The following is a 14,655-nucleotide window of genomic DNA, read 5'->3' as shown; positions in this document are numbered from 1 at the left end:
GCGCCGCCGCCGCCGTCCCACCGCCGAACAGTGTCGCGAGGATGAACACCGCGGCGGAGAGGAGGACCGCGCGCACCGTCCGACGCCGCCACACAGCCGACCGGGGCGCCGGCTTCGCGGCCGTCACGAGGAACCACCGGGCGTCCAGTCGACGAAGCCGGTGCGCGTGCCCTCCGGTTGCACCATGGTTTCCGCGGCGCCGTCCCGCTGGATCTTCAACCGCCAGTCGCCACCCGTCCATTGGAGGGTGTACAACGCGCTCACCAGGTCCTTGCCGTCGAAGCCGCCCCGGAGGAGCTGCACACTGGCTGTCTCGGCGGAGTAGCCCGCGAACTTGAAGCCGAGGATCTGAAGGCGGTCGGTGTCGTCGGTGTCGTCCGGGGGCGGCGCCGTCCGGCTCTGGTCCATGGCCTGCCTCATCACCGCCGCGTCGTCGCGCTCGGGCCCGGGCAACACCGACTGCTGCATCACCGACTGCCAGTCCGGGGCGGAGAAGTAGCGGGCGCTGATCTGGGCGGCGGCGATGAGCGCGCCGGTGGGGGTGTGCGCGAAGCAGCGCGCGACGTCCCCGCTCGCTCGGGTCGGGCCGTGCACCGGTGAGGTGGGCAGGATGTTCCCGCGGTACACCGTCCACACGGTCTTTGCCGGTGCGGCCGTGGGGAGTTCGGCGTTCTGCGTCGCCTGCGGACACGAGAGTCCTGGAGCGAGTTCCTGTACGGCCGACGTCGGCGGCGGCGCCATGGTGACGATCTCTATGGGCATGTCGTCCGCGGGGTCGGTGCTCTGTTCGGCCGCGGCCCCGGCGGCACCGCCGTCGCCGCCGTCGATGATCGTCACAGCGGCCATCACGATCAACACCGCGATGACACCGATGGAGGCGAGGAATCGCTTCTGAGCGAACGGACTCTCGGTATCCGTTGTGCGAGACCTGCGGAAGAGGGCCATGCGCACCTGCCTGGGAACGTTTGAGCGGAGGGGGGTGCCGGTGGTGTCAAGCCGTGAAGACGTTCAGAAGCTCGGCGCCGCTGGCGATGACGATCGCTCCGCCGAGCACCCAGCCCAGGCGGCCCAGCGCCTGGAACCCCTTGCCGTTCATCCAGCCCCACGCCATGGAGACGCCGACGCCGATGAAACACAAAAGGACAATGGTCCAGGCGCCCAGGCGCAGGAGGCCCATAAGGCTCTGAATGTCCTCCCGCAGGCCGTCGTCCAGGGGAACGTTGCCGTCGGGCGTCAGGCCGCCCGGTGTATCCGTGTCCGTGTCCGTTTGTCGCGGCAGGACCAGCCCCACGTACGCGCGGACGCTCAAATCGAGTATCTGACCGGCCACAGGAACCTCCGCGGGAAACAGAAGAGAAGTCTGGTGGGGACTTTCGCATCCGAACCAGAGTGCCGAAATCAAAGCCATCCGACGGCTTTCTCATCCTTGCTGCGGGGTGCGTGCCCAACAATCCGAATGACGCGGGTTAGAGCGCGGTGAGCGCGAATCCTGTGGCGGCTAAGGCGCGTTCGCGGCGTCAGCGCCGCTTGCGCCCGCCCTGGCGGTGGCGGACCGGCCAGCGCGCGGCAACAGGCATCGCAAGGCCGTCGGGTGTGTCGGTCCCCAGTGGCAGACCGGCGACGAACGCCGCCGCCTGTGAACCGTAGACCTTTCGGAGGGACACCCGTGCGTACGCCGGAAGGCCGTCGAGCGCCCGAGCGGACCGTGACAGCGCGCCTTCACCGCCGGCTGTCGCGGTCACGAGCATTCCGTACCGCGCGAGTTTCCGCTCGGGCAGCCAGGGGTTCGCGGCGGGCGCGGGCTCCGCGTCGGCGGACTTGCCCTTGTTCCGGGAACGGAAGGGCTTGACGGGGTCGGTCGCCGCGGTGATCTCCGGACGCGGGGGACCGAACAACAGGGTCGCCCGACGGTGCACCCCGTCGTTCATCGCCTTCAGCAGCCCGGCCAGCGTGCCCTGGAACGCCTCTTCCCCCGCGCTCTCGGACATCGCCCAGGTCACCGAGTGAACTCCGTCGTGGCGGTAACTGTCCCATTCCTCTTCCGAGTCCACAGGTCCCGCCTGCGACCACGACATGCCGGTTCCGCCCTGTTCCCGGGCTTGTTCGATGAACCCCCACACGCTCGGGTCGTAGGCGGTTCGGACGATCTCCGCGAGTTCGTGGCCCGCCACGGGCCTGGCCGGCGCCTGCCCGAGCAGCTGGAACTGCGCGGACAGCGCCGGGAGTCGGCGTCCGAGGTCGGTGGCCATGTCCGGCAGCCCGGACTTGCCGCGCCGCCCGCTGCCGACGGTCAGCGCGACCCGGGCCCGCAGCCTTCCGACGTAGTCGAGCCGGTCGGCCATGACCCGGGCCGGGTCGTCGGTCGACCGGATGGGCGGCAGCCCCGATTCGGCGCCCATGTCGAAGACTTCCAGGGTCACCGAGGCGGCCACCACCCCGAGCGAGGTCCCCGCCGAGTCGATCCACGGCCCCCACAAAGAGGTCCATTGGGCGATCTCACCCACCGTCACATCGCGGCGGAAGTCGCGGACCGCCTCCAGGACAACGGTGTACTGGCCCCGGGACGGAACGGCGAGGATCGCAAACGGCCGCAGGTACGCGTCCTTGACCTCGTAGAGCCGCGAGGCGGCCCCTTGGCCCGGGAGCCTGCCCGCGCCGAGCGACAGCGTGCCGAGCGGCCCGGAGGGTTTCGGCGCGCGTTGTGCTGGCCGCGGTCGGCCGGTTGTCCGCTGTTCGCGCTTGCTCTGCAGTGTGACCACGGTCATCGTCTCCCGTTCACGACGCGAATGCGGTGCTCATCACCTGGCGGCCGCACCCGCGCCACCCAAGGCCTGGGCCAACTGCCGTCCGAGTCTGACAACTTCCTTGGGCGACGTCTCCGCCTCCACCGGCTCGCCGAGGCGCCACGGTTCATGCCACGGCACCGTCCACATGTGCGGGACACCGCCCGCGACGAGCTTGAGCCACTGTTGGAGCTTGCGCGGCAGGCGGCCCGGAGCGTCGGCGACCACCACCAGGCCCAGCAGGTCGACGTTGCCGACCACTCCCGAAGCCCACTGCCGCGAGGCCAGTTGCGCGGCTTCCAGACCGCGGGCGTGGCTGCGCGCGACCAGCAGCACGCGCGAACGGCCCTGGTCGGGGTGCACCGGCCAGCCTCGCGGTCCCGCGTCGACACCGCCGACCGCGGCGGCCAACGTGCTCGCTCCGGCACCGCCATGGCAACCGACCCACCACCAGGGAACGCTTCTTCCCCGCGGGCCGGGATCCCATGCCGGGAGCCCCTCCCCGGGAGCCGACTCAACCAGTCCCTGCAACGGGGCCGCCATGTGCGGTCGACCGATGTCGGGCGATTCGGCGGCGGGTGGCGAGTCCAGTTCGTCCGGCGCCTCGGCGTGAACCACCCAGGGGTTGGGGCTCTCCACCTGTTTCCTAGTCATGAGGCCTCACCAACTCACCCATGAGGTCTCCTGGTTCCCGGCGCGGTGTGGAGACGCGTCGCTCCGCGCCCACGCTAACGACGCGGCGCCCTGCGCAGCCATCCCATACACGCGCATCCGGACGCGTTGTCGGGATATCGGCGGGCCGGGGACCGCGGCAATGCTCGGAAGAGCCGCCGCCCGACGGCGCTTCATCCCAGGACGCCTTCCGCCGGTCCGGCAGAACGGAAGTACACGCCCGTGGCAGCTCATAAGCCGTCGCGTTCACGCGAAGGTCGCCACGCGGCCGCCCTCGGAGCCGACTGGCCGAGGCGACTGGTCGTCGTCTGCGCGACCGCGGCCCTGCTCGGCGGATGCGCGTTCGGCCCCGGCGGCAAGGGGAACACGAAGCCCGGGGCCACGGACAGCGCCAAGCCGGCGGACTCCTTGCAACTCAAGGTGCCGTCCGCGTTCGACGCCAATGGCGGCTGGCAGTTCGGTGTCGCCAACCGCTCCTACGCCATCGCGGCGCGTGCCGGCGTGTTCGTCGATGTCAGCACACGCAGTTCCCCCAGGGCGTCGGCACCACCGTCCGCCTCCGCGTCCCCGTCGCCCTCCGCCGCGACCGGCACCGCGTCGCCACCGCCGAAGAAGTCGGCGAGTCCGACCAAGGGCAAGGACGGCGGCGTCGTCGACGACCTGCTGACCGCCCGCGGTTTCGCCGACGGAAAGGTGAAGTGGTCGTCGAAGCCCCTGCTCCCGCTTGCCGAACAGCGCGACACGATGGTGCGCGTCGTCAACACGGCCCAGGGCGAGTACGTCGTCGTCGTGCGCACCGGCGTCATCCCCGCCTCGGGCGTCCTGCGGTCCCGACCGGTCACCGTTGTGGACTCGTTTCCCGCCGGGCTGCGAGGTCCCGACCAGGCGTCCGCACAGCACTTCGAGCGCGATCTGGTCAGCGACTCCGACAAGACCAAGGCTGTGATCGGGGACGGCGGGGTGCTCTTCCCGGGCGTCGCCGACGGCAGCGAGAAGAGGGTCGGCGACGGACTGCTGTGGAATCCCGTGACCGGGGCCGCAACCCCCGCGTCGGCCGGAGACTTCCGGCAGGGCGGCTGCGACGAGGAGGACAACTGCCCGGTCCAGGACGTACCGCGGGTTCCGACCTCCGCCGGGCTCCTGACGCGGGAGATGCCTTTCAGTCCCCGGCCCCGGTTCGGCATCGTCGGCGGCTGGTCCAGCGACGCGATCAGGCCGCAGGGCCAGTCCTGGGGCGAACCCATCCGAGCCGTGGGCACCATGCTCGTCGTGGCATGGCGTGCGGAAGGCTCGACGACCGTGCTGTACGCGGCGCACAACCTCGGCACCGGCGCCCTCGTCGCCTCGGTGACGTGTGCGCCGCCCGAGGGCGAGGACGGTTCACCGTCCCGCGAGATGACCGACGACCACCGGGCCGCGATGTCCCCGCAGGGGCGCTATCTCGTGGCGGACTCGGTGTCGTTCGACCTGTCCGCGGGGACCGCCAAGTGCCTCGACGGCGACGAACTCGTCCGCGGGGTCTCGTTCGTCTCGGTCGGAGACGACGGTGTCGCCTATGGAATCCTCCTGGAGGACGAGGATGAGGACGACGACGACGATCCCGTCGCCGTCCGTTTGTCCACCGGCAAGGTGGACCCCCTTCCCGCGGGCACGCTCGTACCGCGGGCCGTCGCGACGTCCGGTGTCGGCATGTTCCTGGCGCACGAGAAGAGGAGCAAGGAGAAGCCGGTGGTGGCGATGCTGCCCGCGGTCGGCGCCACCGGTGCCTCCCCTTCGAAGAAGGACTGATCCGCACACGAGGACGCGCCCGTGCACGTGTGTCCTGTCGGGGCGCCGGACCGCTCAGAACCCGTGGTTCTGCCCGAAGTCCTTGGGCTTGCCCACGGACGCCCACGGCCCGGCGTCGAACGGCTCTTCGAATTCCGGGATTTCCTCCTGAAGTGCATTCGTCGGCAGGTCCTCGGGCATGAGCTTGAAGGCCGGGCCGTCCAACAACCCCGGGGGAACCGGGTTGAACGGCAGGGAGCTCAAGGGCCGGTCCGTGTGCCCCTCTCGGGGGTCGCAGACCGCAAAGGGGCCGAACTGAGGGTCCATCAGCACGCGCAGATGCGGGTCCGCATGGTGAAGCCACCAGACCGACATGCCCAGCGTGGGGTCCAGGCGCAGGTGCTCGAAGGCACGCCACATGGCGTTGAGCCGCACAAGGGCTTCGGGATGGTCCCACCACGACGGGCACCAAACGGCGGTGGCGCGGTTCAGGCGGCGCTGGAGCACCTGTGTGAGGTACTCCGTCACGAAGCTTTCGAGGGACGTGAAGACGAGGACGGACTCGGGCTCCTCGTGCCCCGGGTCCTCGGCGAACTCCTCGGCTTCGTCGTGCTCGTCGTACTCATGGGAGGACGGATCCACATCGCCGAAGCGGAAGAGCGGAGACCGGCCGTCGTCGGCCTCCTTCACTGCGAGACCGCCTTTTCGAGCGCGACAGGGATCGGCGGTGCGGGGGCCTCGACGACCGCGCCGGGATCATAGATGGCGAGCGATTCGCGTATCTCGTCCGCGTACTCCCCCTCCCACCACGGCACCGGCCTGACGAGCGCCGGCTTGGTCCCGCTGAACTGCACGAACGCGCGGCCCCTCGGCATCGAGGCGAGATCGTGCACGTCCAGGACCGGTTCGGAGCGCGAACCCTTGCTGATGTTCTTCTCCCAGTAGTCCGTGACCTTGAACGAGTAGCTCGTGACGTCCGGTTCGAAGATCCCGGACGCGGCCGAGAGGTCGCCCAGGAACTTGGTGTCCACGACGCCGCCGCCGTAGACACGGACGTTGGCGGCACCCCACAGCTTCTGCATGCCGATGTCGCCCCAGGCCGCAACCCCCTGCGCCCACGACTGAAGGATCGTCATCATGACCACCCCGCGCGAGCCGAAGTGCGAGTACTTGTCAGGTAGGGCCTTCCACGGGCAGACGTTGGCCGCCTCGTCCAGCACGAACAGGACGGGGACCCTGAGGCGTCCGCCGGGTGACGCGATGCCGGCGTTCTCGGCGGCTTCGGCGAGCGCCGCGGTAAGTGCGGTGATGAGGGGTGCCGCCATCTTGTTCGTCTCCTCGGAGAGGAGGTAGATGGTGTCGGCGCCGTCTTCGACGAACTTCAGGTAGTCGAAGGCGGGGCGGTCGGGATCGTCGTCCGCAGTCACCCACGCGGTCATGTTCGGCGCGATCAGAAACGACATGATCTGGGCGGCGACGCCGTACACGCCGGCGCGCTGCCGGTCCGGCGCGTTGATGACGTTGTCCACCGCGTCGGCGCTCAGGACGTGCCCGCCGGCCCGCAGGATGCGCTCCGGGGTGTCGTCGCCCGGGCGGGTCAGCCACGTGTAGATGGCGGTGATCGGCAGTCCCTCGATCGACGCCGCCAGCAGCAGGTTCGAGATGAGTTCCTCGGCCGCCGGCTCGAAGTACCCGTCGCTTCGCACGTGGTCGGCGCGGTTGATCGAGGCGAAGCGCGAGGCGAGCTTGACGGCACGGACGATGCTGCTGCCGACGTAGCTCAGCGGGTTCCAGTACCAGGTGGCCGTGTGGTTCGCCTGTCCCTGGGGGTCGAAGACCCACACGCGTCCGACGCGTTCGCGAGTGAGCCGGGTGGCGTCGAGGACGTCGCGCTTGTTGGACGTGACCACCACCGGCCCGGGCGCGGCGACGATGTTGGGGATGGCACGGGTGGCCGTCTTGCCGGTGCGCGGCCCCCAGATGTCGACGTGCATGTCCTCCCAGGAACCCCACAGATCCGCGTTCTCGCGGACCGACTTCCCGATCTGGACTCCTGGGGTCATGTGCTCGGCGATGCCGAGGCGGCGCCCGATCTTGCGCACACCCTTGGTGGTCATGGCCGCCACGTCGTGCACGGAGGCGAGGTAAGGGACCGCGCGGTCGACCTTGATCTCCTTGCGTCGGTGTCTGACGATCGCGAACGCGATCAGCAGGCCGCCCGCGGCCTCGAGGATGAAGAGGACCACGGTCACGAAAGTCGCCAGGAAACCGGGCCACGTGTAGTCGCCGCGGACGGAGCCGATCACGAAAGAGAGCGGACTCCCGGGGCGCGGATCGTCCTTGCCGGTCGCCGCCCACGCCCCGACCCACGCGTTCAGCAACGCGACGAGAACCAGGCCCCCCAAGGCCAGAAACCCGTAGATGTCGGCGTAGGGGTCCGGTCCGCGCTTCTTGGTGGTCGCGCTCACGCACTACTCCCATCCCATACGTTCCCGCGAAAACCATCGTCCGTCCGACGAAAGGTCGTCAATGCCTCGCCCGACTCTCGGCGCTGCCTGTCCTTTTCCGCCCGTGGGGCCTGCGGGAAGCGGCCGAGGCACGGAACCCCGGGATTCGGGGCGAACGGCTGAGGGGCGTCCGGGGTTTCGTCCCGGCTGTCCGCTTCACGCGAACCCTTGGTGCTCGGTTGGGTCGCGGCGTATACATGGCGGCGTCCGGAGGGCAGCCTTCAAGGAGATCCCGTGAGCGAGTTGAACGACATCCCCGGCTGGCCGGTCATCACGATCGAGATGGGAGACGACGCCGTCCGGGTCGACGGCGAGGCGCTGGCCGTGCCCCCGGGCGAGAACCCGCGGGAGGCCGCGATCCAGGCCACCGCACGCAGCGCCCGACTCCTGGGCCGCGCCGTACGCGTGGAGGCGGTCGAGGCGGACGGCACGGTGTATCCGCTCATCGTCACGCCGGAAGGGGAGGTCAGTTCGGTCGGCCCCACGGTCCAGCGCCAGGGTGGTCGGCGCGGGCTCAAGCGCAAGCGCTCGTCGGCGGCCACAACGTCCGTTCCGCAGCAGCCGCAGCCCGCCTCGCAGCCGCCTGCCGCACCGCGGCCCGTCCAGGCCGCACCGCCCGTCTCCACCCCGCCGGCCCCCGAGCCCACCGCCGAACCAAGGCCGCTTCCCGCTGCCGCGGGTCCGGGCAGGGCTTCGGCCGAGCCGGGCCCGTCCCGCCCGTCCGCTTCTCCGGAGATCCCGCCGGCCGCGAACGCCGTCGGCACGCCGGACCCGCAGTCGGGGGCGCCGACGGCGGGCGCCGAGAACAACGGTCGTCCGCCGCGGCCGAACTCCGCGCAGAGCAGCACGTTGCAGGCGATCAAAGCCGCGGTCCAGGCCGGGGAATCGGCCGAGGCGCTCCGCCTCGCCACCGAACTGGACAGCGACACCGAGGCCGGAGGCGACGAGACGGCCGCCATCGCGGCCCGTGAGGTCCGGGCCTACGTGGCGCTGCGGGCGGGCCGGACCGGGGAAGCGGTACGGCTGTTCGCCGCGGCGGCTCTGGCCCGTACCGCGCACGACGCCGAGCTCACCGACGTGGACGTGACGTCGCCGACGCGGTGGTCGTGGCGGCTCGTCCAGAATGCGCACTACTCGTGGATGCAGGTGAAAGACCCGGAAGAAGCCTATGAGCTGAGCACGTTCGTGCTGGGGGCCTACACGGCCATGGGTGCGGCCGACGCCCCGTCCGCGGAGGCGGCCCGGGGTTACGCCGAGGAGATCCGCAAGGGTCTGATCCTGTTGTGACGGGGTGTCGGCGTCGCGGGGTGCGGTCGGGGACACGCCCCGGGAGGACCCGCAGAACCTCAGGAGATATCAGGAGACCTCAGGCTCCCGTAGGCGAACGGCCGGTCCGGGCCCGCCGATGGGCGGTCCGTCCGGCCAGAGTTCGCGGAGGCCCTCGGGTGTGAGGGGATCCCGGTAGGCGGCGTGCAGGACTTCCGTGATCAGCGAGCCGTCCGCCTCGGCGAGGCGGACGAACCAGTCGAATCCGGCTGGATAGGCCCACAGATACGAGCGCAGCCGGGGATCCGCTCCCCGGTCGGCGAGGAGGTCCGCGATATGCCGGTCGGTCCAGTAGGGCACGCGGGCGCGGGCATGCGCGGCGCACGCGGCCACGGACACGCCGGAGTTGATCGCGATGTGCAGTTCGGAGCGTACGAGTTGCTGGTAGTGGTCGAGCCGCACCCGGGCGGCCAGCACGTCGTCCTCCGGCACGATGAACAGCGGCAGCGCCTGCGCGAGCCCTTCGAGCAGCACCTGTGTGGGGCCGTGCACCGACAGCAGGCGCACCCACGGCACGTCCTCGGCGGCGCAGCGGTGCGCGAACGCGGCGCACTGCAATCCGTGGCCGAGGACCTCGTGCAGCGCGAACTGCCGTACGCCGACCCGTGTGAAACGGGCGTTGCGCGGGTTGAGGCGCAGCCGCACGCGGCTCCCGGCGCCGTCCAGCCAGTACGCCCAGTACTCGTCGACATCGACGCTCTGCACGGTGAGTTCGTACGGCGCGTCGGTGCCGACCGCCTTGCGTACGCGCGGCTCCATCTCCACGGCCGCGGCGCGGATCAGCCGCGTGGCGGCCGCGGCGTCCAGCGGCTCTTCGAGCGCGCGCAGCGCCTCGTCGGTGCCGGTGTCCCAGCCAATGCCCAGGCGGCTCAGCTCGGTGCGCGCCAACTCGCCCCGCGCGGCGACGTATTCGGCGGGCCAGCCGGTCGCGGGGCAGCCCTGGGTGGCCCGCACGTAGTCGTCGAGGGCGGGGCGTTCGCCCAGGCGGTGGGCGAGGAAGGCGAGGTCGGCGCGCAGGCGGGAGGCGACGAACGGCTGGCCGGCCGCCTCGACCTCGGGGACGAGGTCGGTCAGGCGCCGGTGGACCTGGAGCCGGTCGGCGGCCGCCGGGACCGGCGGGAGGCCGGGCGGCGGCGGGGCGCAGTCGAACTCGATCACCCCGGGACCGCCGCGCTCGACTTCGAGCCGGTGCCACGAGCGGATGACCGACTCAAGCGCGTCACGCGCCTTCACGGACGACCTCCCAGTGCAGGGTGACGAATTGGTTGGGACGCAACTCCTCGCGCGCGAGGCTGATGTGCGCTTCGGAGCCCTCATGGGAGAAACGTACGTGTTGGTCGATCGCCTGCTTCGCCCCGTCGGGATGCTCCTCGATCGCGCTACAGTCCACAAGCCGGGCGACGCCGTTCTGCCGGACGCCGATGTGCAGGCGCAGCGTGTAGCGCGTGATGGCCTGGCGCCAGTAGTGCGCCTCGGTGAACCGGCCCCCGCGGCACCGGTACGCGATCTTCGCGGTGCCCATCGGCGGCACCGGCGGCGAGACGCGGCAGGCGAACTTGGCCAGCGTCCCCGCGTCGTGGATGCGCTCGATGGTGACGTGCTGGCGGCTGCCGGGCACCGTGATGATCTCCAGCGGCCCTTCGCCGTGCTCGAACCACAGTTCACGGGCGAAGCGGGTGAGCGGGCGGTCCGTGAGATTGAGCACATGGTGGTGGTACGTGAGGTAGACCCAGCCCTCCTTGTCGACCTCGATGTCGATGCCCAGGTCGAGTTCGACGACGCTGTCGGCGAGTCGGGCGCGCAGGCCGGGGGCGACCGGCAGGCCGTNGGTACGTGAGGTAGACCCAGCCCTCCTTGTCGACCTCGATGTCGATGCCCAGGTCGAGTTCGACGACGCTGTCGGCGAGTCGGGCGCGCAGGCCGGGGGCGACCGGCAGGCCGTCGGGCCCGGCCTCCGCCGAGGTGTCGGCGTCGGCCTCCCAGGGACGCGGTGCCAGACCGAGCATGTCGCCCGGTATGCGCAGTCCGTCGGCGACGCGCTCGACGACGTGTTGCTGGCGAACTCGCGCGCGCCCCTTGATGTATTCGCCGACCCGGCTGGGCGTCATCTCGCAGAGCCGGGCGAGTCGGCTGAGGCTCATGCCGGCCTGGTCGCGGGCCAGCGCGAAGATCGCGCCGACGTCGCGCTCGGCACATGCCTCGCGCATCGGCGGACTGGTCATGAGTGCGTCCGGAAGGGGGCTGTCCCGGCCCGTTCGCGCCATCTGTCCACAACCCCCAAGCACTGCCCCGCGCCGCCCAGGGCCCGAAGTTACCGGTGAGTTTACCCGGCTCGGATAACCGTCTCGACCTTATAAGCCGCCGTCGGGCTTCGGATACTGCTCAACCGTACGAGGACAGCCCGCTGTTCCCCAGACTGCGGGACCCTCAGCAACTCCATCACGCGTCTCACGGATTTCCCCTCAGGATCTGCGGTCCTTTCCTGTAGGCGCGCGGCGACGACAGGAGAGACGGTGATCACCGGCAGCACCGGCGGCGCAATGGAGCGCCGGCCTCGGGGCTCGGACCGGCCGACGGGAGATGACATGGGACACGCACGGCGTCTCGACACTGTGCTGGAACAGGCGTCGGCGGTGTTCCCCGGTTCCGCGGCGGGACCGGGCGGCGCCGCCGTCTCACCCGTCGACCTCGCCGACTGGGCCGCGCACCGGTACGCCGAAGCGGTCCGCATGGTCAGCGACGCCGAACGGCGCCAGCGGCGCGCGGTATGGGGGCTGCTCTGCGGCGAACAGCCCCTGGCCGCCGCGACGATGGCCGAGGCACTGGACTGGCCCCTGCCCCCGATAGCACGCGTCATGGCCGTCGCGTGCGACCAGGAGCGGAGGGACGCCGTGGCGGACCTGCTGCGGCGTACGGCGCCCGAGGGCGCCTGGATCGTGCGCGACACAGGCGAGGGGTCGCCGCTCGCGGTCCTGCTTCCGGCCGGGGAGCGGGACTCCGACGACGACGTCGCCCAGCGTGTGGCACGCGAGTTGGTGCGGGCCTACCCGCAGTGCCGGGTCGGGGCCTCGTCGCCCGTCGACCTGGCGTCCGTGCCGGGCGCCTTCGGGCAGGCCCGGTACGCGCTCACCGCCGCCAGGGTGTCGGTGAGCGGCTATGCCCGGTTCCACGCGTGGCTCGCTCCCGAGCTCCTGATGGCCGGTCAGGCCGACGCGTGGGCGCGGGAGCAACTGGCGCCGCTCGCGACCCACCGGGCCCGCCGCCGCGGCGACCCGGAGGCCCGCGAACTGCTCGAAACCCTGGGTGGCTGGCTGGCGGACCGGCGCGGCGCCGGCAGTCGGCTCGGCATCCATCGCAACACCCTCAGCGGCCGACTGCGCCTGATCGAGGCGCTGTTGGACCGGGACCTGCACCGGATCGGCGACCGTGCCCAACTGTCGCTGGCCCTGCGGATCACCGCGCTGCCCCGGGGCGGTCGTCCCGAGGCGGACGCCGGGCCGGTGTCCGCGGGGGCGCACCTCCCGCTCGACCACCCGGCGCTCGACGGCTGGGCGTTCGCCGGACTCCGCCCGCTGGCCGGCGGGCTGTCCGGACCGGACGCGCACACCTTGCGCGTCTGGCTGGCGAACGACACGCGGCTGTCGGCGACGGCGGCCGAACTGGGCCTCACCGTGCCGGGCGCCCGCAAGCGCCTGACCAGGATCGGGAACGTGCTCGGTCTCGACCTGCTGCACGGACCCCATGCCGAGGCGGACCTGTGGCTCGCGCTCCAGGTGGCCGACCGCCCTCGGGAACCGCACACCCTCACCGACCGCCGCAGGGCGTCGTGAGGCGCACCACCGGGGTGCCGACCAGACACCACGGCAACCGCACCACCGCATAGCTCCGCACAGTTCGACCTTTTGGGCCCGCCCCCCGACCTGCGCCCAAACCCCAGGAACCAGTACGACGTGATCTCCAGGCAGGAGTCCCCCATGCCCGCCACGGCTTACCCCCGCCCCATGCTCGTCGCCGCCACATCCGGGGCGCCCCAACCAGCGCCGGGCCGCCGCGCCGACGTCGCAACCGACCGCTCGGCCCCGCTCGCGGACAACACGACGCGACCCGTCGGCCGCACCGCCCCCGTGCCGCCGGGTGCCCTCGGCGCCCGCCGCCCGGGCGCGACCGTGCCGGCGCCGCGCGGTGCCGCGCAGGTCCCGGGCCGTCGCGCCCCGCAGAACCCCGCCCCCGCGGCGGGCCTGCCGCCGCGCGGACGTGTCCTCTACCAGGGCACCGAACCGCGGCTCATGCACCACGCGGTCGGCTCGCACGTCATCCCGCACCGTCTGCGGGTCCCCGGCACGGGCGCGGTGCGCGCCAAGCTCCGCGTGCTGCACCGCGGCGAGATCGCCCTCTACCAGATCGGCTACGGCGCGCACGCCGAACTGCGCTTCGACGCCCAGGCCCCGGTCTACCTCGTGCACCTGCTGCACTGCGGCGGCGGCCAGTTGATCGTGGACGGCCGCGAGATGCCGCTGTCCCCGGTCGTCACCGGCCCGGGCCAGGAGGTCATCGCGCGCTGGGCACCGGACACCACCGCGCTGGTCCTGCGCATCCCGCGCCGCGTCGTGGACGCCGCGATCCGCCCGTACGCGGACGACCCGGCGGAGAACGCGCCGCTGCGCTTCGACCCGCTGCTGGACAGCGCGAACGACGAGGTGCGGCAGTGGCTTTCGCTGGCGCACAGCTTCGGGTCGATGGTCGACTCCGGCCTGCTGACCCGCTCGCCGGACGCCGCGGCGCACTTCGAGCAGATGCTCGTGCACGGGCTGCTGGCCTGCCAGCCGCACACGCTCAGCGGCGGCACGCTGCGCGGCGGGCCGGTCGGCGCGCCGGTGGCGCTGCGCCGGGCGCTGGCGTTCTGCGAGGAGCACGCGTCCGAGCCCATCTCGGTCGCGGACATCGCGGCGGCCTCGCACATGAGCGTGCGCACGCTTCAGGAGAAGTTCCGCACGCACCTCGGCGTCACGCCGCTGGCCCACCTCCGGCACGTCCGGCTCGCCGGGGCGCACGCGGACCTGCTCGCGGTCGCCGAGGGCCGCAGCGACGACACCGTGACCGGCATCGCGCTGCGCTGGGGCTTCAGCCACCTGGGCCGCTTCGGCTCGCTGTACCGCGCGGCCTACGGGCGGCTCCCGTCGCAGACGACCCGCTCGGGGGACGCGGACGTCTACGCCTTCCAGCCGCGCGCGGCGGGATGATCGCGCGGTAGGCCGCGGCGGGGGGCCTACCGCAACGAGCAATCAGGGCAATCAGCGCCGACGGCAACGAGTCGCTACCGCTGAGGGCGCTCATCGCAATCGGGCGGCCCGCGCCCGGTGACAAGGCATGTCACCGGGCGCGGGCCGCCGTGCGTTCAGCCTCGTCCGCATGCGCCCGCCCCCTGTCGCACCGAACGCTCCCGCGCTACCGCGATCGGGTGGTCCGCCTCGTCGAGCCCGGCATGTCAGCGGGTGCGCGCCACCCGTCTGCGTCAGCCTCGTCGGTATGCGCCCGACCCGCCGCGCCACCGCCGCCAGCCGCCGAGCCCGCCGACGCACCGCCCCGGCCGCCGCGGCTTG

13 protein-coding genes are annotated in these 14,655 nt (G+C 71.7%); 4 read left to right on the top strand and 9 right to left on the bottom strand.

Annotated features, from left to right (window positions below; genetic code table 11):
• Positions 1-123: 123 nt before the first annotated feature.
• From ACRX5S_RS26515 to ACRX5S_RS26500, 4 genes are all read right to left on the bottom strand, one after another.
• Positions 124-846: a hypothetical protein gene (locus tag ACRX5S_RS26515; protein WP_436775599.1), complete on the bottom strand. Its 723-nt coding sequence runs from the start codon at positions 844-846 to the stop codon at positions 124-126.
• A gap of 145 nt (positions 847-991) precedes the next feature.
• The gene (locus ACRX5S_RS26510) at positions 992-1,330 is read right to left on the bottom strand and encodes a hypothetical protein (RefSeq protein WP_436775598.1); all 339 of its coding nucleotides are present in this window, start codon (positions 1,328-1,330) and stop codon (positions 992-994) included.
• A 187-nt stretch (positions 1,331-1,517) separates the two neighbouring features.
• Positions 1,518-2,759: an SCO6880 family protein gene (locus ACRX5S_RS26505; RefSeq protein ID WP_436775597.1), complete on the bottom strand. Its 1,242-nt coding sequence runs from the start codon at positions 2,757-2,759 to the stop codon at positions 1,518-1,520.
• A 39-nt stretch (positions 2,760-2,798) separates the two neighbouring features.
• Complete coding sequence (locus tag ACRX5S_RS26500; RefSeq protein WP_436775623.1) at positions 2,799-3,326, bottom strand: DUF6668 family protein; 528 nt, start codon at positions 3,324-3,326, stop codon at positions 2,799-2,801.
• A gap of 351 nt (positions 3,327-3,677) precedes the next feature.
• Between ACRX5S_RS26500 and ACRX5S_RS26495 the strand changes: the two genes are divergently transcribed.
• Positions 3,678-5,243 (top strand): hypothetical protein, encoded by a 1,566-nt coding sequence (locus ACRX5S_RS26495; protein ID WP_436775596.1) that lies wholly within the window; start codon positions 3,678-3,680, stop codon positions 5,241-5,243.
• Between the two features lie 54 nt (positions 5,244-5,297).
• Here the strand turns inward: ACRX5S_RS26495 and ACRX5S_RS26490 are convergent, their stop codons facing one another.
• Both ACRX5S_RS26490 and ACRX5S_RS26485 read right to left on the bottom strand, forming a co-directional pair.
• On the bottom strand, positions 5,298-5,912 hold the full coding sequence (locus ACRX5S_RS26490) for a DUF4913 domain-containing protein (RefSeq protein ID WP_436775595.1): 615 nt from the start codon (positions 5,910-5,912) through the stop codon (positions 5,298-5,300).
• Positions 5,909-7,690, bottom strand: a complete 1,782-nt coding sequence (locus ACRX5S_RS26485) for a type IV secretory system conjugative DNA transfer family protein (RefSeq protein WP_436775594.1) — start codon at positions 7,688-7,690, stop codon at positions 5,909-5,911. Before ACRX5S_RS26485 ends, ACRX5S_RS26490 begins: the two co-directional genes overlap by 4 nt.
• Positions 7,691-7,963: 273 nt before the next feature.
• Between ACRX5S_RS26485 and ACRX5S_RS26480 the strand changes: the two genes are divergently transcribed.
• Entirely contained in the window at positions 7,964-9,016 is a 1,053-nt protein-coding gene (locus ACRX5S_RS26480) for a hypothetical protein (protein ID WP_436775593.1), read from the top strand.
• Between the two features lie 69 nt (positions 9,017-9,085).
• Here the strand turns inward: ACRX5S_RS26480 and ACRX5S_RS26475 are convergent, their stop codons facing one another.
• From ACRX5S_RS26475 to ACRX5S_RS26465, 3 genes are read right to left on the bottom strand one after another with little or no spacing between them, the layout of a single operon-like run.
• Positions 9,086-10,288, bottom strand: a complete 1,203-nt coding sequence (locus tag ACRX5S_RS26475) for a hypothetical protein (protein ID WP_436775592.1) — start codon at positions 10,286-10,288, stop codon at positions 9,086-9,088.
• Positions 10,275-10,760 carry a hypothetical protein gene (locus tag ACRX5S_RS26470; RefSeq protein ID WP_436775591.1) on the bottom strand — a complete coding sequence of 162 codons (486 nt, stop codon included), beginning with the start codon at positions 10,758-10,760 and terminating at the stop codon, positions 10,275-10,277. The genes ACRX5S_RS26475 and ACRX5S_RS26470 overlap by 14 nt, the downstream gene beginning before the upstream one ends.
• Complete coding sequence (locus ACRX5S_RS26465; protein WP_436775622.1) at positions 10,717-11,262, bottom strand: helix-turn-helix domain-containing protein; 546 nt, start codon at positions 11,260-11,262, stop codon at positions 10,717-10,719. The genes ACRX5S_RS26470 and ACRX5S_RS26465 overlap by 44 nt, the downstream gene beginning before the upstream one ends.
• A 378-nt stretch (positions 11,263-11,640) precedes the next feature.
• On the opposite strand from ACRX5S_RS26465, the gene ACRX5S_RS26460 reads away from it, so the two are divergent.
• Together ACRX5S_RS26460 and ACRX5S_RS26455 are read left to right on the top strand one after the other, a co-directional pair.
• Positions 11,641-12,885: a helix-turn-helix domain-containing protein gene (locus ACRX5S_RS26460; RefSeq protein ID WP_436775590.1), complete on the top strand. Its 1,245-nt coding sequence runs from the start codon at positions 11,641-11,643 to the stop codon at positions 12,883-12,885.
• Positions 12,886-13,029: 144 nt separating this feature from the next.
• Entirely contained in the window at positions 13,030-14,295 is a 1,266-nt protein-coding gene (locus ACRX5S_RS26455; RefSeq protein WP_436775589.1) for a helix-turn-helix domain-containing protein, read from the top strand.
• Positions 14,296-14,655: the final 360 nt, after the last annotated feature.

Origin of the sequence: Yinghuangia sp. YIM S09857 (genome assembly GCF_051388915.1) — a bacterium.
Taxonomy (GTDB): Bacteria; Actinomycetota; Actinomycetes; order Streptomycetales; family Streptomycetaceae; genus Yinghuangia.
Note: the sequence above shows the minus strand (reverse complement) of the source record. Positions and strands in the feature narration are given on the sequence as shown.

Bases quoted from the DNA above. Each gene is read 5' to 3' on its own strand.
- ACRX5S_RS26515 (WP_436775599.1), bottom strand. From the start codon at position 846: ATGGCCGCTGTGACGATCATCGACGGCGGCGACGGCGGTGCCGCCGGG.
- ACRX5S_RS26500 (WP_436775623.1), bottom strand. From the start codon at position 3,326: ATGGCGGCCCCGTTGCAGGGACTGGTTGAGTCGGCTCCCGGGGAGGGG.
- ACRX5S_RS26460 (WP_436775590.1), top strand. From the start codon at position 11,641: ATGGGACACGCACGGCGTCTCGACACTGTGCTGGAACAGGCGTCGGCG.
- ACRX5S_RS26455 (WP_436775589.1), top strand. From the start codon at position 13,030: ATGCCCGCCACGGCTTACCCCCGCCCCATGCTCGTCGCCGCCACATCC.